The organism is Streptomyces sp. NBC_00178, assembly GCF_036206005.1.
Classification (GTDB): Bacteria; Actinomycetota; Actinomycetes; order Streptomycetales; family Streptomycetaceae; genus Streptomyces.
In genome coordinates this window covers 6,973,899-6,993,110 of record NZ_CP108143.1, presented here as the reverse complement: position 1 = coordinate 6,993,110, position 19,212 = coordinate 6,973,899, and the positions used below count along the sequence as shown (strand labels likewise).

The window sequence follows — 19,212 nt, the reverse complement described above, 5'->3', positions numbered from 1 at the left end:
CCGGTAGCCTAGTCGGTTTGTTATACAAACCGACTAGGCCTAGCATCATATTCATCCGTGTGGCACGTACGAAGGCACCCCATGAAGCACGATCACGCCGATTCCGATGCCGGCACTCTCCTCGTGACGGTCCTCGTGTTCCCGGGGGTGCGACTGCTGGACGTGACCGGTCCGATCGAGGTGTTCACCTCGGCGAACGAATTCGGTGGGCGCTACCGGCTGAACGTCGTGTCCGCCGACGGCGAGGAGGTGCGGACCTCCGGGGGCACCCGCCTCGGCGTGGACTCGGCCGTGGCGGACGCTCACGGGACCAGCGACGTGCTGGTGATCCCCGGAGGCCCGGGCTGGGACCGCATGATCAGGGACGAGTCGCTGCTGTGCACCGTGCGCGCACTCGACGCCCGCGCCCGGCGCACGGTCTCCGTCTGCACCGGGTCCTTCCTGCTGGCCGCGGCCGGCTTGCTGGAGGGCCGTCGCGCCGCCACGCACTGGCGCCACTCGGACCGACTCGCCCAGCTCTTCCCGGGCGTGCGGGTCGACCACGACGCGATCTTCGTACGGGACGGCAAGGTGACCACCTCGGCCGGAGTGAGCGCCGGCATCGACCTCTCCCTGGCCGTCGTGGAGGAGCACTCGGGGGCCGAGGTCGCCCGGGCGGTGGCCAAGGACCTCGTGGTCTTCATGCAACGGCCCGGCGGCCAGTCCCAGTTCAGCGTCCGCACCCGCGCGCCGCACACGCGTCAGGAGGCGCTCCGCCGGGTCCTCGACACCATCGCGGAGGACCCGGGAAGCGACCACACCCTGGCCGCCATGGCGCGCGGGGCCGGACTCAGTACGCGCCACATCACCCGCTTGTTCCGCGACGAGCTGGGGACGACACCCGCCCGGTACGTCGAGCAGATCCGGCTGGAGGCCGCGCAGGGGATGCTGGAGACCGGAGACGATCCGATGGCCTCGATCGCCCGCCGTACGGGCTTCGGCTCCCCCGAGTCCCTCCGCAGGGCGTTCCTGAGGAATCTCCAGATGACTCCGGGCGCGTTCCGGACACGCTTCCGCAGCACGGGATCGGGAGCCCGGGACGCCGTGCACGTGCCGTGACCCTCGGCTTTGCGCAGTCGCGGCGGCGCGGCCGTCCCACGCCACGCGGAGCCCCGGGGGCATGGCTCGCACGTCCCGATCCGAGGGTGTTGCGGCGTCTGCGGCTATGCGGTCCGGACGCCCCGCCGTCCTAGCCTGGAACGGCCGGTGGGCAGACCGGCTCGGCCGCACCCCGCGTCTTCGGGGTCCGTCCCTGCACCGGCCCGGCCGGCAGTCGCGTATCCCGGACGACGAAAGAGGCGTTGCACGCCGTGACACCCCACACCGCCAGTACCCGCACCGCACCGAGCAAGGGCGGCGCGCACCCAGCGGTCCCCGCGGTCTCCGCACCATCTCCGCACACGACGGCCGGCCGGCCCGCGCGCTCCGGCCTCGGACCCAGCTGGTTCGCGGCCGTCATGGGCACCGGCATCGTCGCCAACGCGGCGGTCACCCTGCCCCACCGCCCACCCGGTCTGCGCGCCGGCGCCACCGCGGTCTGGGTGGTTGCCGCCCTGCTTCTCGTGGCGCTGACCACCGGATACGGGCGGCAGCGAGCGCTGCGGCTGCACGCCGCCGATCCCATGCAGGTGCAGTTCTTCGGCGCCCCCGCCGTGGCCCTGCTCACGGTGGCCGCCGGAGCACTGCAGCTCGGACCGCCGTTGATCGGAGCCCGGGCCGCACTGGCACTGGGCTGGGCACTGTGGTCGCTCGGCACCGCACTCGGATGTGTCACCGCGTGCACCGTGCCGTACCTGATGATCACGAGGCACAGCTTCGCACCGGACGCCGCTTTCGGCGGCTGGCTGCTGCCGGTGGTACCGCCGCTGGTCTCCGCCGCGACGGGCGCGCTGCTCGTCCCACACACCCCCGCGGGTGAGCCGCGACTGGCACTGCTGCTGGGCTGCTGCGCGATGTTCGGGCTCGGGCTGCTCGCCGTACTGCTCGTGCTGAGCATGGTCTACAGCAGCATGGTGCACCATGCGGCGCCCACCGGGGCGACGGTGCCCACGGTGTGGATCGGCCTCGGAGCCCTGAGCCAGGCCGTGACGGGGCTCAGCCTGCTGGCCGGCGCCGTGCCGAGCGTGCTGTCGGCCTCGTACGCGCGGGGCGCGGCGGTCCTCGCGCTGGTGGGCGGGGTGGGGCTGTGGGGCTTCGCCCTGCTGTGGCTGGCCCTCGCCTCGGCACTCACGGTGCGGGAGTTCCGTGCGGGCCTGCCCTTCTCCCCCGCCTGGTGGTCGTTCATCTTCCCCCTGGGCGCCTACGTCACCGCCACGGGCGCGGTGGGTGCGCGGAGCGGCTCCCAGTTGTTCGGCTGGGCCGCGGCTGTCCTCTACGCCGTGCTCGTCGCCGCCTGGATCGCCGTGGCGGGCCGGTCGCTGCGCCATGCCACGGCGCGGACGGGCGGCGGGAGCCGGGCGTAGTCACCGGTCCGGGACCGCCCTGCGTCGACGTACACGGTTCCCGGGGGAGCGCGCCGAAGTGTGCTGTGCCTACGAGCACGCGGCCCTCCCGCGCGGCCGGACCCGCGCTCAGTGGGACACCGGTGGATCGCACGGCTTCTGCCATACGGAGACGTGGGACCGGCTGGACGCGGTGAAGGGGGTTCCGCTCCAGTCGGCATGACGCTCCGTCAGGCGGAGCCCCGCGAGGGCTGCCATGAGGTCGAGCTCGGCGGGCCAGACGTACCGGTGCGGCGAGAGGAACGTGGATCCCTGCCCGTCGACGATCGTGTGATGGTGTGACACCACGTGCTGGTCGACCAGGTCGTACGTGTCGAAACCGACATGTGCCGCGCCGATGTGGAAGGGCCGGGCGGTCTCCCCCGGCGGCAGGCGCTGGAGTTCGGGAACGAACACCTCGATCACGAAGCGTCCGCCCTGTTCGAGATGGGCGGCGGCGTTGCGGAAGCACGCGACCTGCTCGTCCTGGGACAGCAGACAGGTGATGGCGTTGTAGACGAGGTAGACCAGGCTGAACTGCCGGGGTATGCGAACCGCCGTCATGTCGCCCACCACGAGGTCCATGTCGCGACCGCCGGGCTTCCTCCGGAACTCGGCGGCCATGGGCTCCGACTTCTCGATCCCCGCCACGCGGATGCCCCGCCGGCTCAGCGGAAACGCGACCCGTCCGGTCCCCACGGCGAATTCGAGGGCGGGGCCGCCTCCGGCCCGGCGGGCGAGGAAGTCGACGGCGGGGTCCAGGACTTCGGGCACGTACATGTGCGCGGACGACTCGTCGTAGGCCCGGGCCACCTGCTGGGTCCACACATCTGGGTCCATGACGTCGAAGGGTGCCACGCGAAGGGCCTGCACACCACAGGGTTACGGCGCGGGCACGCACCGACCGGGATGGAAGGGGTGTCCACGACCCGCTGAGCCCGTGGAGGTGTGCACACCTTCACGGGCTCGTCACACCTTCACATACGTACCCCAAGGTACGTGTCACCCGCCTATCGTGCGGCGAACGGGCGATGGTCACCGGGTCGGCCACCTGTGCCCGTCGCCGCGTCCCGGTACGGGGCGGAGCGAGGAGCACAGCAGGTGGGCGCCGCACGTCGCGTACCGGGGCGGAGAGTCCAACGATGCGGGAGGTGTGGCCTCCCGCACCGTCGCGTGTCGCTACCGCGTCGCGCCCCGAGGCGAGTACCTCAGAGGCCGGACGGAAGACTGGGCGGATCCGACAGCGCCGCCTTGGCCAGGCGCGTCCCCTCGTCGGCCAGAACCTCCAGTTCGCCACGGATCACGGCGTCCATGGTGAGTTCGGCGACGGTGGCCGCGCTGATCTTCGGCGCGTCGGTCCAGGCACTGAGGTCCGTGTCGACGAATCCGGCGTGCACGCCGACGACGAGGGTCCCCTGGTCCCGCAGCCCCTTCCGCAGCGCATCCGTCAGCGACCACTGCGCGGCCTTGGACGCCGCGTATCCGGCGAACTGCGGCTGGCCCACCCATGACGCCACCGACAGCATGTTGACCAATGCCCCTCCGCCGTTGCGGGCGAGAACGGGCGCGAAGGCGCGCGACACGGCCCAGGTACCGAAGTAGTTCACGTCCATCGCCTGCCGGGCACCGTCGAAGGCCCCCTCCAGGAGTTGCGTGCCGGAGCCACCGATGCCCGCGTTGTTGATCACTATGGAAACGTCTCCCGCGACCGCCGCGGCAGCGGCCACGCTTTCCTCGTCCGTCACATCGAGGCGGAGGGGGATGAGGTCGGCATCCGTCACGGTGGCCGGGTCGCGGACGCCGGCGTAGACCTTCGCGGCGCCCCGATTGAGCAGCTCGCGGGCGAACGCGCGGCCGATGCCGCGGTTGGCGCCCGTCACGAGGGCGACCGATCCGTTGATGTCCATGGCGTTTTTCCTTTCACGGCGGGCATCGGGGTGAGTCATGCCCGCCAAGCGTGTGAGCTGCCGATCGCCGAAGCGAGGCCGGATGCGGGAACACCCCCGGGGATGCCGTCCGGACGGTGAACCGCAAGGCGCCATACGCAGGCAAAGCGGCTCCCCCCAAGGAGGCTCCTACGGGTCCGAGTTGCCGTCACCGCGTCCCGACGAGGCGAGGCTAGACACTTGACTCTTATATTTCAATTCAGGGTCCGGTCAGCAGGCGAGGCAAGTCGTCGCGGCGCACCTGCGCGGACCGCGGCCCCGCCCCCGCAGCGACCGGTACGGCGTCACCCGGAGGCGGGCTCGCGGTTCATGCGTCACGCCATCAGACTCTCCCCTGCGCACGGGCCCCGCAATCGCGCTCCGCGCCTGGACGACTCGACCGATACCTGGCCTGTACTGGCCTGTTATCGACGATCCTCGCTTGCAAAGAGAAAGCCAAGAGGTACGCTCGTGCCGGAGCGGCCATGACGGCGGGACGCGGCGGGTGACTCCGCGACTACAGGAGGTGGGCGGTGTCGAACAGGCGGCAGTGGTCCGGGGCGAGCGACGACGACCCGGCCTGCTCCATCGAACGGAGTCTGCAGATCCTCGGCGAACGCTGGACCCTGCTCGTACTCCGTGAGATCTTCGCAGGCCATCACAGGTTCGCCGAGATCCAGGCGTCCCTGGGCATCGCCTCGAATCTGCTCAGCACCCGCCTGAAGCTGCTGGTCGAGTCGGGCGTGCTGTGCACACAGACCTATCAGGAGCCGGGCAACAGGCCTCGGCAGAGCTACCACCTGACGGAAGCGGGCCGCGAACTCCGCGTGACCCTCGCCGCGCTCCAGCAGTGGGGCGACGACCACCGCACGCGACCGTCGGGTCCCTCCACACTCCGCCGCACCCGTCGCGACGGCCGCCCCGTCCACGTGGGGTTCCTCGACGACGAGGGCCGCGAAGTGCCGGACGGCGACGTACTCATGATCGTGAATGCTCAGGCGGCCGGCGAGGCGGACCGCCCCGACGCCCACTCCTCCCGCGCGTGAGGTCGCTGGGTGCGCCTAAGGGCTGACCTTCACCTGCTAAGTGGCCTTCCGGCGCTGCCCCGGCCGCCAGGAGCACAGCTCGTGCGCGAGGACGACTCCGTCTGCGTGTTCCGCGGACGCGACCTGCCGGCCACCCGGAAACGTGGACCCCGAAGCGGGTCCCCGACTCACAGCCCTTCGCCGGCGGCGGTTCAGCCGGTCGGAGATGCCGGACCGGCCGCGTAGCGCTTGAGTTCGCCGGTGACCGTCTCCAGCAGTTCGTCGGACAGATCCTTGTCGGCCACGGCCCGCGACATGAGCACCGCACCGACCAGAGCGCTCAGCGTGAGCATCGCCTCCGCGCGGGCGTCACCGTCGGGCTCGTCGAGCCCCTCCAGCAGTTCGAGGTAGGTGCGGACCTGCTTCTCGTACGCGTCCTGAAGGCTCGGGTCACGCCCCGCGTCGGCACCCAGCGGCACGAGCGCGCAGCCGGTGGCAGGCGTGTCGCGGTGCGGCTTCGCCAGGTAGGCGTCGATCAGCCCCGCGCGCGGGTCCTGCTCGTTCTTCCCCGCCGAGCGCTTCATCTTCGCCGAGCCCTCCGCCAGGGCCGCGGCCGAGGCCTGGGTGATCAGGTCGTCGCGGGAGGTGAAGTGCTTGTAGAAGCCGCCGTGCGTCAGACCGGCCTCCTTCATGAGGTCCGCCACGCCAGGACGGGTCACACCCTCCTCGCGGACCTTGCGGGCCGCGATGCGCAGGATGCGCTCGTGGGTCAAGACCTTCTCGGCCTGTGAGCGTCCCATGCCGGCCACCTCCTTCAAGCAGTACACACAGCGAAAGCTGGATGACGTCCATCATACGGGATAGCCGTTCCCTGCCACCCGAACGGCGGGCGCTTGACTTTCTGGATGACGCAAGTAATCTTCAATGTAGATGTTCACTGTCATCCAGATCGGAGCATTCCATGTCTCAGTCGTATGACCCCCGCCACACCGCGGTGCTGCTCGTCGACCCGTACAACGACTTCCTGTCCGAGGGCGGGAAGATCTGGCCACGTCTGAAGCCCCTGGCGGAAGAGGTCGGCCTGCTGGATCACCTGCGCTCCGTCGTCGGCGCCGCACGCGACACCGGCGCTCTCGTCACATATGTCCCTCACCGCCGCTGGGAGCCGGGTGACTACGAGACGTGGAACCACCCCAACCCCACCCAGCTCGGCATCATGGAGCGGCACAGCTTCGCACGCGGGACCTGGGGCGGGGAGTTCCACCCCGACTTCCAGCCGCAATCCGGAGACGTCGTCGTCGCCGAGCACTGGGCCCAGAGCGGGTTCGCCAACACCGACCTGGACTTCCAGCTCAAGCAGCACGGCATCACCCACGTGGTGCTCGTGGGTCTGCTGGCGAACACCTGCATCGAGTCCACGGGCCGATTCGCGATGGAGCTCGGCTATCACGTGACGCTGGTCCGCGACGCCACCGCCGCGTTCCTCCCCGAGATGATGCACGCCGCTCACGAGCTGAACGGCCCCACGTACGCCCACGCCATCACCACCACGGACGAGTTCGCCACCGCACTCAAGGGAGCACAGTCGTGACGTTGACCGGAGAACTGCTGATCGGTGCGAGCCGGGTGCCCGCCACCGCGGGGGTCATGAAGGCCTTCAACCCTGCCACCGGGGAGCTCATCGAGCCGGAGTTCGCCTTCGGCGGCCGGGCCGAGGTCGACCGCGCACTTCACCTCGCCGACGACGCCTTCGACAGCTACAGCCACACCGGGCTGGCCGAGCGCGCGGCGTTCCTCGACCTCATCGCGGACAAGCTGGAGGCGGCCAAGGACGAGATAGCCGCTCGTACCGCGCTGGAGACCGGTCTGCCGGCCGCCCAGTTCGAGGGCGAGACGGTCCGCGCCGCTGGGGTGTTCCGCAAGTTCGCGACCGTGGTCCGGCAGGGGCGCTTCCTGCAGACCGCCATCGACCCCGCCCAGCCGGACCGCCTGCCCACACCCCGGATGGATCACCGACTGCAGAAGGTGGCCCTCGGCCCCGTGGTGATCTTCGGTGCAAGCAACTTCCCCATCTCCTACTCGGTCGCGGGCAATGACACCGCCTCTGCACTCGCCGCCGGCTGCCCCGTCGTCCTGAAGGCCCACAACGCTCACCCCGGCGCCTCGGAGATCCAGGGCCGCATCATCCAGCAGGCCGTGGCCGAGGCGGGACTGCACGAGGGTGTCTTCTCGCTCGTCCGCGGCGACGGCAACGAGATCGGCGAGGCGCTGGTTGACCACCCCCTGGTGCGCGCGGTCACCTTCACCGGTTCCGAGGGCGGCGGCATGGCCCTCTACCGCCGTGCCCAGAAGCGCCCCGACCCCATCCCGGTGTTCACCGAGATGACGAGCGTCAACCCGACGTTCGTCCTGCCCGGCGCCCTGGCTGCCCGCGGCGCCGAGATCGGCACGGGGCTGGTCCAGCGCGGCATGTACAACGTCGGGCAGGCCTGCCTCAAGCCCGCCATCCTCTTCGCCGTCGACGGCCCCGGCTACGCCGAGCTGCGTGACGCGGCCGTCGCCGAGGTGGAGAAGGTGGACGCACGACCCATGCTCACGATGGGTATCCACGACACCTACACCCGCAACGTGCAGAGGATGCAGGACCACGGCGCCACCCGCCTCGGTTCCGGAGAGGCCCCGGTCCGTGCAGCCGACGGCCAGTCGCTCCTCCTGGAGGTCACCGGCGAGCAGATCCTGGCGGAACCGGCCCTGCGCGAAGAGGTCTTCGGCCCGACGCTCCTGCTGGTCAGGCTGACCGGTACCGAGCAGATGCTCGAAGTGGCCCGCGCCTTCCGTGGGCAGCTCTCGGCCACGATGCACGCCGAGAGCACCGACCGCTCCGTCGCCGAGCAGCTGCTGCCCGTCCTGGAGCGCCGCACGGGACGGATCGTGTTCAACGCGTTCTCGATCCCGCAGGAGGTCAGCTACGCCTCCACACACGGGGGCCCGTTCCCCGCCACCTCGGACAGCCGCTTCACGTCTGTCGGCATGGGTGCGATCGAGCGGTTCGTACGCCCGGTCACCTACCAGAACTTCCCCGACGAACTCCTGCCGCAGCCGCTGCGCGAGACCAACGAGCTGCACCTGTGGCGGCTCGTGGACGGAGAGCTCACCCGGGACTGACGGCCGCTTCCCCCAGCACGAAAGCTCCATCCACCTGTCCTGAGGGCTGTCCCGTCATCCCTGGCGGGACAGCCCTCGGCCCCATGAAAGGAGTGCCGGACCCATGGACATCGGTACCACGGCCCATCCCCCCGCGAAGGACGCAAAGGCGGCTCGCGAGGCGGTGCGCCGGCGGCTGCTCGGAGCGTGGCAGCTCGTGTCGTACACCGCCAGGAGCAGGGACGGAGAGGTCATTCACCCTCTCGGTCCCCGGCCGCAGGGCCTGATCATGTACACCGATCAGGGATACATGTCGGCCCAGCTGGGGCGCGGCGACCGTCCGCTCATGATCTCGGGACGGCTGGAGGACGCGGCGACCGACGAACTCGCCCGGGCCTCGGTCAGCTACCTGGCCTACGGCGGGCCCTTCGAGGTCGTCGATCCGACGACCGTCGAACACCACGTCACGACCAGCCTCTTCCCCAACTGGGTGGGACACACCCAGGTGCGCAAGGTGACCTTCACCGACACGCTCCTCAAGCTGGGCATCGCCACGCCCGTCCGCCTGTGGGGCGCGGAACGCACGGCCGAACTCACCTGGAGCAGACTGAGCTGACGAACCCTCCGCCGAGCCCCCTTCCGCGACGTGCGTCCCGCACGGTTCGCGGGGCTCGACGGAGGGCTGTGCCATGGCCGCCGCCGTCGAGCCCCCTGGGGCAATGGGAGAGCGTCCCGGTCAGGCATCGCTTCGCACAAGACATGATCCTCAAGTCGACCGTAGCCGGAATTACGAAAAACGCCGCCACACGGGACCTTCGACACCTCGACCGCGTCGGACGCACACATCTCAGCAGGTCAGAGAAGTGCAGCGGCCGAACGGATTCATGTGGCACATCCAATGGCATCGACCGGAACTCCTCTGGATTCAGTGATATCGATTTTTACGAACCATTGATTCGCACAGTGGTACGGTTCGACGGCGAATCGCCGGTTCAACGGCGAATCACTGATTCCAGTAATCGCGTAAGAACAGGGGAATCACATGACCAGTGAGCATGCGGCGTACGACGTGATCGTCGTCGGAGGCGGATCGGCCGGCTGCGTGCTGGCTTCGCGCCTCTCCGAGGACCGGGAGGTGCAGGTCCTGCTGCTGGAGGCCGGGACATCGGCCTCCTCCCTGCCGGACGCGGTGACGGAGCCCCCCGCCTGGCCCCGGCTCGCGGCCTCATCTGCCGGCTGGGGCGACAGGACAGTGCCCCAGCGTGTCTCCGGCGCACAGGTCGTCCTCCCCCGCGGCCGGGGTATCGGCGGCTCGTCGGCGATCAACGCCATGGTGTTCGCGCGCGGACACCGCTCCGGCTATGACAGCTGGAGCGAACACGGAGCCGAGGGCTGGGCGTTCGACGACCTGCTGCCCTACTTCCAGCGCACCGAGACCGCCGTCAGCGGCGCCGAGGGCAGGGGTACGGCCGGCCCTCTGGTCGTCGGCCCCGCCTCGCGGCCGAACGACGTCCTGCTCGCCTGCCTCGACGGTGCGGTCGAAGCGGGGCACCGGCACGCCCACGACATCAGCGGCGGCCTCGAGGAGGGCTTCGCGGCCGTGGACCTCAACATCGTCGACGGACGCCGCCAGAGCGCGGCCGACGCCTATCTGACGCAGGCCCTCGACCGCCCGAACCTCCACGTCGTCACCGACGCGCTCGCCCACCGGCTGGTGTTCAGCGGCAAGCGCTGCACCGGCGTCGAGTACATCGTGGACGGGCGCACCCGCACCGCCACGGCGGATCGCGAAGTGGTCCTCACCGCTGGCACCATAGGTTCTGCCCAGCTGCTGCTGCGTTCGGGCATCGGCCCCGAGGACGACCTGCGCCAGGCGGGTGTGGACGTCTTCCACCCCCTGCCGGGCGTGGGCCGGAACCTCCACGACCACCCGCGGGCCAACCTCGTCTACCGCGCGCACCGGCAGGTACCGCCTGCGCGCAACAACCACGGCGAGATCCTCGGCCTGCTGCGCAGCAACCCGGACGCGGACGGACCCGATCTCCAGATCATCTTCATCGACATGCCGGTGCCCAACCCCGTCGCCCCGGTGGAGAACGGCTTCACCATCGGCGTGTCGCCCATGCGGCCGGTCAGCCGCGGTTCCCTGCGGATCGCCTCCGCCGACCCGTACGCCGCACCCCTGATCGACCCCAACTACTTCGCCGAGGAAGAGGACGTCCGCACGGTCCTGTCCGGCATCGCCACGGCGCGCGGCATCGCACGGTCGTCGTCGCTCGCCGAGTGGGGCGTCGAGGAGGTCGGTCCCGGACTCGGCGCCGTGGACGAGCAGTCGATCAGCGACTACGCGCGGAACCACTTCAGCTCCTACTGCCACCCGGTCGGCACCTGCGCGATGGGTGAGGACGAGGTCTCGGTGGTGGATTCCGAACTGCGCGTCAGGGGTCTCGACGGCCTGCGGGTGGCAGACGCCTCCGTGATGCCGTCGATCCCGTCCAACAACATCAACGCCACGGTCTACGCGATCGCCGAACGAGCCGCCGAACTGATGCGGCGCTCCTAAGCCGTGTTTGGAGAGTGGCTCGGTCCCCCAGTCCCGCTTCGTCATGATCGAGGCATGGGGCGAGGGGATCTTTCTGACGAGCAGTGGTCGGCTGAAGCCGTTGCTGCCGGTGGTGAAGCTGGAACGGCCGCCGTTGATCCGGCGGAGGCTGATCGACGGCATCCGGTGGCGTGGCAGACGGTCTACGGTCACTTTCGACGCCGGCAGCGTGACGGCACCTGATTCGCCCTGCTGACCGGGCTGCAAGCGCGGGTCGACGCAGCCGGGCTGATCACGTGGGAGGTCACCATCGACTCCACGATCTGCCGGGCCCATCACCGTGCTGCAGGCGCCCGCCGTGACGGTCAGGCCCCGGCGCCCGCCCGGTCGACGGGCCGATCCGCCCAGGGCCGGGTGCAGGCCGCCCGCTCCGGGCGGCCTGCACCCGGCCCTGTTCGTGTGCGCCGCCGGAGTCCGTTCGCCGGACACCTCGTCGGCATGCTCGGGCTGCACCGCGAACCGGCCGGTGCGGCCTGTGCCCGCACGGGGATCATCCTCGGGTTCGCGCGACGGCTTCCTCGTTACGGATGCGGCCCGGGCGGCGCCCGTGGTGTTGAATGCCCCGGTGGTGAACTGGGCGCAGACGCAGGACTGTTACGGCGATGTCGATCGCGTCCCCGAACTTCTGACGCGCGTCGAACTCGACGACGACCCAAAAGCCTGGCGGGAGTTGGGATACCGGCTTGTTCTCGAGTGCGACCTGGTGTTCCCGGCCGGATTCGCAGCGCTTCCCCGCCTGGTCCGTTTGGCGTCGCGGAGCGCGCGGGCGCGTGAACTCGCCGGAGCGATCGTCCGGTGCGCGGCGGGGGACCACGGCCGCGACGATCTGCCGGAGGGCTGTTCCGGGGCGATCTCGGAGCTCCGCGAGCTGCTCGACCGGCATCTGCGGTCGCGGCCGGACGACTACCTCGCGGCCTTCCGTGACGTCATCGCGACCGAGGGGCACTACCACTGGAGTGTGGCCATGGGCGACTTCTCGGACGACTTCTACGAGGTGGCCTGCCCTCACTGTGCCGTGGAGGTCACCATCGCCATCGGCGATCACGGCCGGTACTCGGCGATCCGGGACTGGGACCTCGGCGACGTGGAGCGACGCTCCCTGAGGCCGGCGTCCCCCGAGGGGCTCCGCGGAGCCGGTCGCCGGATGTACGAGACGGCGGTCCGGGACGGCGAGACCGTGCTCGCCGACGGAATCACCCATCTCTTCGGCCGGGCGGAATGCCCGCGGTGCGCTGCCGTCTTCACCACCGCGGATGAGTACGCGGCGTCCCACCGCCCTCCCCTGTAGTCCGTGTGGGGACACATCCGCGACCAGGCGTACGGGCAGGGACCGGGAGGGCGGTGCATTCTGCCATCGCCGCGGTACGGCCGCGGCAGGCCGGGAGCGGGCGACCGGCGGACCCCCTCAGTAGACGTCGTCCTCGCGCACCAGCGTGAGCAGACGCACGGCTTCCACGTAGAGCCACGTCAAGGTCAGGGTCAGGCCGAAGGCCGCACGCCAGGACTCCGCCGCGTCGACGCCGAAGGTGACACCGCCCTCTACCTGCCTGACGTGCAGGGCCAGGAAGTAGGCTCCCATGATCACGCCCAGGACACCGAGGGCGATGCCGAGGGCGCCGCTGCGGAGACCGAGCCCCTCGGCACTCGTGCAGGCGGAGAACAGGAGATCGGCCGCGGCGAGCAGGACGAGGCCCAGAGCGGCGCCGCCCGCGAACCCGTGGAAACGCCGGTTCACTCGGATCCAGTGCAACCGGTACGCGACCAGCACACCGGCGGAGGCGGTCATCGTGCCGAGCACGGTCTGGACGATGACGCCGGCCGACAGTTGTGTGGAGACGGTGTCGGAGACGACTCCGAGGAAGAAACCCTGCACGGCGGCGTAGCCGAGGACCAGGACCGGCGAGACCCGGGAGGTACGGGCCTGGAGGAGTGCCAGGGCACAGGCAACCAGGGCGGCCGCGCCGACGATGCCGTACGACGCGCCCAGGTTGGTCGGGGGGACCGGTGGAAGCGTCCAGGACAGGACTGCCGTGAACATCCCGGTCAGCAAGGCCAGGGCGGTACGTCCGATGACGGCGTCCATCGTCATCAGAGCACCGGCCGGCCGCGCCGGGAGACCGGCCGAAGATTCGCGGCCCGGTACCGGCGCGGCATGGGACCGGGCCTTCTCCAGGCGCCGGGTCGACATCTCGCCGACCGGCCCCCTGGCCGTCACCTTCCGCCCGCGCTCCCGGCGGAACTCCTGACGCGAGAGCACGGGGTTGCTACTCGTCAACGAACGCTGTTCTTCCACGTACATCGCTCATCGCCTTTCCTGCGTACGAGCAGACCGGTCGAGGTCGCGTTTCGGCGTCCTGGGCGGATTCAGCGGCCCGTCGGGCCACCGCTGCACCGGCCGCACTTCATGCGGCCCGTACACGGCACATGACGGTCGGACGCCGGGTTCAGGACGCGCTGCGACGGGTGCGACCGCCCTCCGGGAGTAGTGCCGGGTCGGGTCCGCGCCGCAGGTCTTGCGCGGACAACGACTCTCGCACAGACCTTCGTCACCGGTCAAGAAGGTGACAATTTTCATCACCACCTTGACTGGTGACGATTCACCGTGCATTGTTGTGCCAGTCAAGTAGTACGGCGCGTTCCGCCACTGACCAGCGGAGGTTGACTGTGAGCACCGAAGGAACGATGGACAGCTCAGCGGCGGTACGACAGGCCCGGTTCGGCCAACTGCCCGAGCGCACGCGCTACGAGGACATGGTCGAGGCGAAGCCCGCCGAGCCGGGCGGCAGGGCCGGAAGTTCGTACAACCCCGAGGGTTCGTGGAACTTCTTCTCCTGCCTCGCCGTGGATCTGGGCCTCTGAGTTCCGCCTCCCGGCGCCGCCCGCACCGACGTGCGACCGGCGCCGGGAGGGAGGACGCACGGCACTTCGCTCGCGTCAGATCTTTTTCGCACCGGACGTGAACCCTGCGGACCTCCCCGCCCGTTCCCTTGATGAGAGACTCCTGCCGCCTGGCGTATTGGCTGGGCTTGGCGGCAGGACTGGGCGGCCGCCCTCGCTTGGTCCCCCGCCTCGCGAGGGCGGCCGCTGTTCAAGCCAAGCCCCGTGCCGTCCCCCGGTGATACAGACCGGAGGGCGGCACTGGCATGACCGGCCGGTGTCCTGCCGTCCGTCGTCAGGAAGGCGTCCGGAGCCGGAAAGGCGTTCGGAGTCAGAAGGGCGTCCGCCCGGTCGGCGTCCGGCGGACGTAGAACAGCTCGGGGTCACCCTCGTCGAGGCCGTGCAGAAGGCCCGCGGGGCTCCATCCGGCTCGTCGGAGCAACCGCTGCATCGGCTGGTTGGACACGTTGGTCGAGGTGAAGAGCTTCGGGGTCGTGCACGAGTCGGTCGCGGCACGCAACAGCCGCCGGCCCACACCTCTGCCCCGGGCAGGGGGAGCCACCATCAGCATGGTGACGAAGCCGTGCTCGAAGAAGGTGTACTCGACCACGCAGTAGCCGAGCGGACCGGCCGGCCCGTGCCGGGTCGGTCCCGGCGAGCGCCTCCGCTTCCGTCGCACGCGCACGGCTTACATCGAAAGCGCCGGGCCCCATGGCATCGTCCATGGGGCCCATCATTCCAGTCGGCACCCGGGCGCCGACCTGACGTCACCCACCCCGCACGACCGGCGGTCAGCCGTTGTCCCGTCCGGCCCGGCTTCGTTCCCGGCCTTCCTCCGTGAGCCACTTCGCGTGGTGCGTCGTCGCCCACTTCCGGTCGACGTAGCCCGTACGCATGCCCGCCCTGGCCATCGGATCCCGGTAGGCCTGCCGGATGTGACCGATCAGGACGGCCGTGATCGCCCAGGCCAGGATGTCGTGCACGAAGATCGCGCTGGTCCGGGACACGAAGGGCAGCAGCCCCATGAACCACATCAGCAGACCGGTGAACATCATGACCAGCACGGCCCCCGCGATCCATCCCGCGTAGATCTTCTGGCCCGCGTTGAACTTTCCGGCCGGCCGGGAGGCCGGGGCGGTGAGCCGCGTGCGGACCGCGCGGAACCACTGTCCGTCGTAGGCGGCCCAGCGGTTGATCCTGCGCAGGTCCGCACGGAACGCCGGGGAGAGCAGGCCGACGAGGAAGGGCGCCGGCAGCAGGATGCCCGACCATTCGTGGACAGTGATCATGAGATGCCGCCGGCCCACCAGTTGGGCGACCGGTCCGAGGTACAGGCACGCCGCGGAGACCAGGCAGAGCAGCATCAGCCATCCGGTGGCCCGGTGCACCAGTCGTTCGGCACCGCTGAACCTCGCGACCCTGGCATCGTGCTCAGACTGCCTGGCCACCGCGCCGGTCCTCTCCGTCGAGCCAGCCGTCCACCGCGTATCCGCGTTCCTCCCAGTACCCGGGTACGACCTTGTCGGTGACCGATATGCCGGAGAGCCATTTGGCCGACTTGTAGAAGTACATGGGGGCCACGTACAGGCGGACCGGCCCGCCGTGCTCATGACTGATCGGCTTGTCCTGCATGTTCAGCGCCACCATGACGTCGGACCGTCGCGCCTGTTCCAGCGTCAGACTCTCCGAGTACGCCCCGTCGAAGCAGGTGAACCGGATGGCCTTGCCTTCCGGGCGGACACCGGCCGCATCCAGGAGATCCGCCAGCTTCACCCCGTCGAAGGGGGTGTTCTCCACACGCCATCCGTCCGTGCACAGCACGTCGTGGACGACGCGCGTGCGGGGCAGTGCGCGCAGGTCCGCCAGTGAATAGGTCCTGGGCCTGTCCACCAGGCCGTCGATCCGCAGCTCGTAGTTCGTCTCGTCCTTGCGCGGCACCGAACCGACGATGCTGTAGTACCGGAACCCTCCGGGACTGGGCAGCAGACCGGTGAGCCCGGTCGCGTCCACCTGGGACGCCTTGGCGAGAGCCCCCTCCCACCCCCGCTGCAGATAGGGCGCGGTGGCCAGCGCCGCGGCTCCCGCACCCAGCATGCCGAGCACCGCCCTCCGGCCCACAGGCGCACCACCAGCGGATTCGTCCGCCTTCCTTGCCATGTCCAGCCCCTTCTCCGGATGGGGTGACGTTCGACCGGTCTCTCCGCGGGGCCGCAGGACGGCCACCCCGTGCGGGCGTGGCGGTGGGCCGGGCGGAGTGGGGCGAGGGCGGATCGGGGTGCGACGGCCGCGGAGTTCGCGGACGACCGCACCGCGGCGCCACTACCATCACCTCTTTGAGTGGTGACGATAGTTGCATGGTCATCGATTACCAGTCAAGAAGGTGACGCACACCCGGGGCGGCGGCGCCGCGACGTGACCCGCGGCCGGCGACCCCAGGCGCGCGGCGCAGCCTCGACGGAGGCGGACCCCACGCCTCGATCGGCCTCGTACGAGCGGGATGCCGCTTGGCTCCCGCCGACCCCCGCACCGCCCCTTCGTCCGCGCCGCAGGAGGCACCGGAACTCCCGCGCCTTTACACGATGACGCTCCTTGCGAGCCGATAAATCACCTGCCAAAATGGTGATATGAATCTCGACCATGTCTTCGTCTGCGGAAGCCCGGCCCTGGACTTCGCCGCCACGCTTCGCGCCCGCCGGTCGTTGCGTTTCGAGATGTTCGTGGCGCCCGACAGGCTGGACGCCTGGTTCCTGGAGTCCGGCATCGTGGACGCGATCTCCCCGGCCGAGCAGGCGGACGTCGAGGGAGCCAAGGAACTGCGTGAGGCGGTGTACGAACTGGTCACCGCCCGCCGCCTGGAGGAGGAGTTCCCCGCCGGGGCCCTGGCCTCGGTCAACGCGGCGGCTCGCAAGCCGGCCGCCGCACCCCAGCTCACCCCTGCCGGGCGCTGGACAGAGGCGACACCGCAGGAAGCCCTCTCCACGATCGCGCGGCAGACGGTCGAACTGCTCAGCGGCCCGGATGTGCCGCTGCTCAAGGAGTGCGGAAACCCCCAGTGCACCCGCATCTACGTCGACCGCTCCCGGGGCGTGCGGCGACAGTGGTGCGGCATGGACTCCTGCGGCAACAAGATCAAGGCAGCCGCCTATCGCGCCCGCAAGAAGAGCGGCCAGGCCGCCGCATCCCACTGACGTCCGCTCCCTGACGGCCCGGGCCCCTCGGGGTCCGGCTCAGGCGGCCTCGACACCGGCCACGCTGCGCAGCTTGCGCAGCGCGTTGTGCTGGCGTGACTTCACCGTCCCCGTCGGCACTCCGAGGATCCCGGCGGTCTCCTGGATGGTGCGGTCGCACAGGTATATGTGCACCAGCACGGCGCGGTGCTCCGGTGAGAGCCGAAGCAGCAGCGGCTTCGCGACGAGTGAGTTGTGGACGGCGTCCGTACCGTCGCGCACGAAAGCCGGATCGTTGTACGTCCCGCCCACGACCTCCTTGCGTGCGTGGGGTTTGCGCACCAGGTCGATCACCAGGTGCCGCGTCACGGTGAACAGCCATCCTCGGACCGATCCCTCGGTACCGAGCAGACGATCGACGTTCCGCCAGGCTCTGATGGCGGTTTCCTGTACGACGTCCTCGGCGAGACCGCGGTCTCCGAGCATTCTCTCGGCGTAGGACACCAGACCGTCCCGGTGCTCTCGCATGATGCTCCCGAGCTGGTCCGACTGGTCAGCCGGCGTGGGGGGTGTAGCCATTGTCTGAGCCATTCTGGTTCTCTGTCGTGCCGCGAACGAAGGGGCCGGTGCAGCCCTCGCATCCGCACCCTAGGCAGACGCCGGTGCCAGAAAACTGCCGCTTTTGTGTCGCCGGGATGCCGCGTGTTCCGCCCTGTGAAGGCGTGGTGAAGAAGCCGTTCATGCGGAGTGTGGGGACCATCTCCGGACGGAAGTGACGCCCTTGCGGTGGCCCGCCGAAAGCGGTTTCCCCGCCGAGTACTGTCCGCGGTCCGTGACGGATCGGCGTGCGGCGTCGGAAGCGGTGCACAGCGCTGCCGAGGGACGTCCGCACGCTGAATGTGCCGGGGCATCGGTGAGGTGCCGCAGCCGTCGTCGCGCGCCCCGGGAATGACGTAACAGCCCTGTGGTGTGACCGATGGACGGACAGCGGTCCCGGCCACCCGGACCGCCCGGCGAGTACGATGGTCAGGCGGAGAATACGTATCCGGAAATGGGTGTCGGGATGACCGCACCAGGCACACCGGGGATGCGATCCGATCGGTCGCCCGAGGCATTGATCCCGGCGGCGAACGCCGACGGCGCGGACATCCGCTTCGCACACCCGCAGCCGTTTCGCCCTCGTGCATATGTCTCGTCGCGCCGGCGGACACACGACGGAATTCACATGAAAGCAGCACGCTCCACCCCGCTGAGCGGCTTGGAGGCGATAGTGGGCTTCGGTACACGCCACCTACGTGGGTACCATGCGCAACGTCATCCACATATATAGGGAGTGAACGGTTGTGCCCAGCCAATCAGCCGCCACGCTCCGCTCGCGGTACGTAGAACAAGCCGCGTCGGACCTGGAGCAGAATCGCCGCCGACAGCAGGAACTGAGCGAGAAAATCAAGATGTTGCAGCAGGAGGAGAGTCTCCTGGTCGACATCCTGAACCTGGCCAAGCGTTTCGAGCGCGCGTCGGACGCACCCTCGTTGCCCGGACAGGCGCAGGCGGAGCCCGCCCGCACCGGAGCGGAGCCCGTGTCCGAGGTCGCCGAGCCGCGTCCCGCGACGGGCGCGGAGAGCCGGCCGCGTGAGGCCGCACCAAAGGCTGCCGGGCGGGGAAATTCCCGTCAGCCTCTTCTCGGACGTGTCCTGATGGATCTCCTCGGGACGCACGACGAACCGCGTCTGGCAAAGGAGTTGCGTGACGAACTCCTGGAGAAGCATCCGGATCGTGCGCCGACTCCTCAGGTCGTGCGCAACACCCTGGAGTCCCTTGTCGCCAAGGGCCGCATCCAGCGTCACAAGCAGAAGCGATCGGTGATGTATTCGCTCGTCGAGCGGGCCCCGCGAAAGATCGCGGCGAACCCGCCTGCGGACAAGAGCTGACGCCGCACGTGCATTTGCCTGC

19 protein-coding genes are annotated in these 19,212 nt (G+C 69.7%); 11 read left to right on the top strand and 8 right to left on the bottom strand.

Translation table 11 applies throughout. The annotated features are described in order from the left end of the window. Positions 1–81: 81 nt before the first annotated feature. Both OHT61_RS30795 and OHT61_RS30790 read left to right on the top strand, forming a co-directional pair. Entirely contained in the window at positions 82–1,098 is a 1,017-nt protein-coding gene (locus tag OHT61_RS30795; protein ID WP_329042696.1) for a GlxA family transcriptional regulator, read from the top strand. A gap of 251 nt (positions 1,099–1,349) precedes the next feature. After that, positions 1,350–2,501 (top strand): C4-dicarboxylate ABC transporter, encoded by a 1,152-nt coding sequence (locus OHT61_RS30790; protein ID WP_329042695.1) that lies wholly within the window; start codon positions 1,350–1,352, stop codon positions 2,499–2,501. A 108-nt stretch (positions 2,502–2,609) separates the two neighbouring features. On the opposite strand, the gene OHT61_RS30785 is transcribed toward OHT61_RS30790, so the two are convergent. Then, positions 2,610–3,359: a class I SAM-dependent DNA methyltransferase gene (locus OHT61_RS30785; protein ID WP_329042694.1), complete on the bottom strand. Its 750-nt coding sequence runs from the start codon at positions 3,357–3,359 to the stop codon at positions 2,610–2,612. A 368-nt stretch (positions 3,360–3,727) separates the two neighbouring features. Then, positions 3,728–4,426, bottom strand: a complete 699-nt coding sequence (locus OHT61_RS30780; protein WP_329042693.1) for an SDR family oxidoreductase — start codon at positions 4,424–4,426, stop codon at positions 3,728–3,730. 551 nt (positions 4,427–4,977) lie between these two features. Between OHT61_RS30780 and OHT61_RS30775 the strand changes: the two genes are divergently transcribed. Next, positions 4,978–5,490 (top strand): winged helix-turn-helix transcriptional regulator, encoded by a 513-nt coding sequence (locus OHT61_RS30775; RefSeq protein WP_329042692.1) that lies wholly within the window; start codon positions 4,978–4,980, stop codon positions 5,488–5,490. A gap of 191 nt (positions 5,491–5,681) precedes the next feature. Here the strand turns inward: OHT61_RS30775 and OHT61_RS30770 are convergent, their stop codons facing one another. Beyond that, on the bottom strand, positions 5,682–6,269 hold the full coding sequence (locus tag OHT61_RS30770) for a TetR/AcrR family transcriptional regulator (protein ID WP_329042691.1): 588 nt from the start codon (positions 6,267–6,269) through the stop codon (positions 5,682–5,684). A gap of 161 nt (positions 6,270–6,430) precedes the next feature. Between OHT61_RS30770 and OHT61_RS30765 the strand changes: the two genes are divergently transcribed. The 5 genes from OHT61_RS30765 to OHT61_RS30745 all read left to right on the top strand — a co-directional run bounded on the left by OHT61_RS30765 (position 6,431) and on the right by OHT61_RS30745 (position 12,503). Then, complete coding sequence (locus tag OHT61_RS30765; protein ID WP_329042690.1) at positions 6,431–7,060, top strand: isochorismatase family cysteine hydrolase; 630 nt, start codon at positions 6,431–6,433, stop codon at positions 7,058–7,060. Continuing rightward, positions 7,057–8,634: an aldehyde dehydrogenase (NADP(+)) gene (locus OHT61_RS30760; protein WP_329042689.1), complete on the top strand. Its 1,578-nt coding sequence runs from the start codon at positions 7,057–7,059 to the stop codon at positions 8,632–8,634. Before OHT61_RS30765 ends, OHT61_RS30760 begins: the two co-directional genes overlap by 4 nt. A 103-nt stretch (positions 8,635–8,737) precedes the next feature. Further along, a complete protein-coding gene (locus OHT61_RS30755) occupies positions 8,738–9,229 on the top strand; it encodes a lipocalin-like domain-containing protein (protein WP_329042688.1) in 492 nt (163 codons plus the stop codon). Between the two features lie 426 nt (positions 9,230–9,655). After that, a complete protein-coding gene (locus tag OHT61_RS30750; protein WP_329042686.1) occupies positions 9,656–11,176 on the top strand; it encodes a GMC family oxidoreductase in 1,521 nt (506 codons plus the stop codon). 604 nt (positions 11,177–11,780) lie between these two features. After that, complete coding sequence (locus tag OHT61_RS30745) at positions 11,781–12,503, top strand: hypothetical protein (RefSeq protein ID WP_329042684.1); 723 nt, start codon at positions 11,781–11,783, stop codon at positions 12,501–12,503. Between the two features lie 117 nt (positions 12,504–12,620). Here the strand turns inward: OHT61_RS30745 and OHT61_RS30740 are convergent, their stop codons facing one another. Continuing rightward, complete coding sequence (locus OHT61_RS30740; protein ID WP_443049643.1) at positions 12,621–13,490, bottom strand: Bax inhibitor-1/YccA family membrane protein; 870 nt, start codon at positions 13,488–13,490, stop codon at positions 12,621–12,623. A 407-nt stretch (positions 13,491–13,897) separates the two neighbouring features. On the opposite strand from OHT61_RS30740, the gene OHT61_RS30735 reads away from it, so the two are divergent. Beyond that, a complete protein-coding gene (locus OHT61_RS30735; protein ID WP_329042682.1) occupies positions 13,898–14,074 on the top strand; it encodes a hypothetical protein in 177 nt (58 codons plus the stop codon). A 349-nt stretch (positions 14,075–14,423) separates the two neighbouring features. Here OHT61_RS30735 and OHT61_RS30730 read toward each other — a convergent pair whose 3' ends face one another. The 3 genes from OHT61_RS30730 to OHT61_RS30720 all read right to left on the bottom strand — a co-directional run bounded on the left by OHT61_RS30730 (position 14,424) and on the right by OHT61_RS30720 (position 16,249). Then, on the bottom strand, positions 14,424–14,771 hold the full coding sequence (locus OHT61_RS30730) for a GNAT family N-acetyltransferase (RefSeq protein ID WP_329042681.1): 348 nt from the start codon (positions 14,769–14,771) through the stop codon (positions 14,424–14,426). A gap of 112 nt (positions 14,772–14,883) precedes the next feature. Beyond that, on the bottom strand, positions 14,884–15,483 hold the full coding sequence (locus OHT61_RS30725; RefSeq protein ID WP_443049642.1) for a cytochrome b/b6 domain-containing protein: 600 nt from the start codon (positions 15,481–15,483) through the stop codon (positions 14,884–14,886). 40 nt (positions 15,484–15,523) lie between these two features. Continuing rightward, positions 15,524–16,249, bottom strand: coding sequence for a molybdopterin-dependent oxidoreductase (locus OHT61_RS30720; RefSeq protein ID WP_329042678.1), 726 nt, complete (start codon positions 16,247–16,249; stop codon positions 15,524–15,526). Positions 16,250–16,716: 467 nt separating this feature from the next. Between OHT61_RS30720 and OHT61_RS30715 the strand changes: the two genes are divergently transcribed. After that, positions 16,717–17,280, top strand: coding sequence for a CGNR zinc finger domain-containing protein (locus OHT61_RS30715; protein WP_329042676.1), 564 nt, complete (start codon positions 16,717–16,719; stop codon positions 17,278–17,280). A gap of 39 nt (positions 17,281–17,319) precedes the next feature. Here OHT61_RS30715 and OHT61_RS30710 read toward each other — a convergent pair whose 3' ends face one another. Beyond that, positions 17,320–17,787 (bottom strand): sigma-70 family RNA polymerase sigma factor, encoded by a 468-nt coding sequence (locus OHT61_RS30710; protein WP_327111494.1) that lies wholly within the window; start codon positions 17,785–17,787, stop codon positions 17,320–17,322. Positions 17,788–18,602: 815 nt separating this feature from the next. On the opposite strand from OHT61_RS30710, the gene OHT61_RS30705 reads away from it, so the two are divergent. After that, positions 18,603–19,190 (top strand): hypothetical protein, encoded by a 588-nt coding sequence (locus OHT61_RS30705; protein WP_329042675.1) that lies wholly within the window; start codon positions 18,603–18,605, stop codon positions 19,188–19,190. The last annotated feature ends 22 nt before the right edge of the window (positions 19,191–19,212 follow it).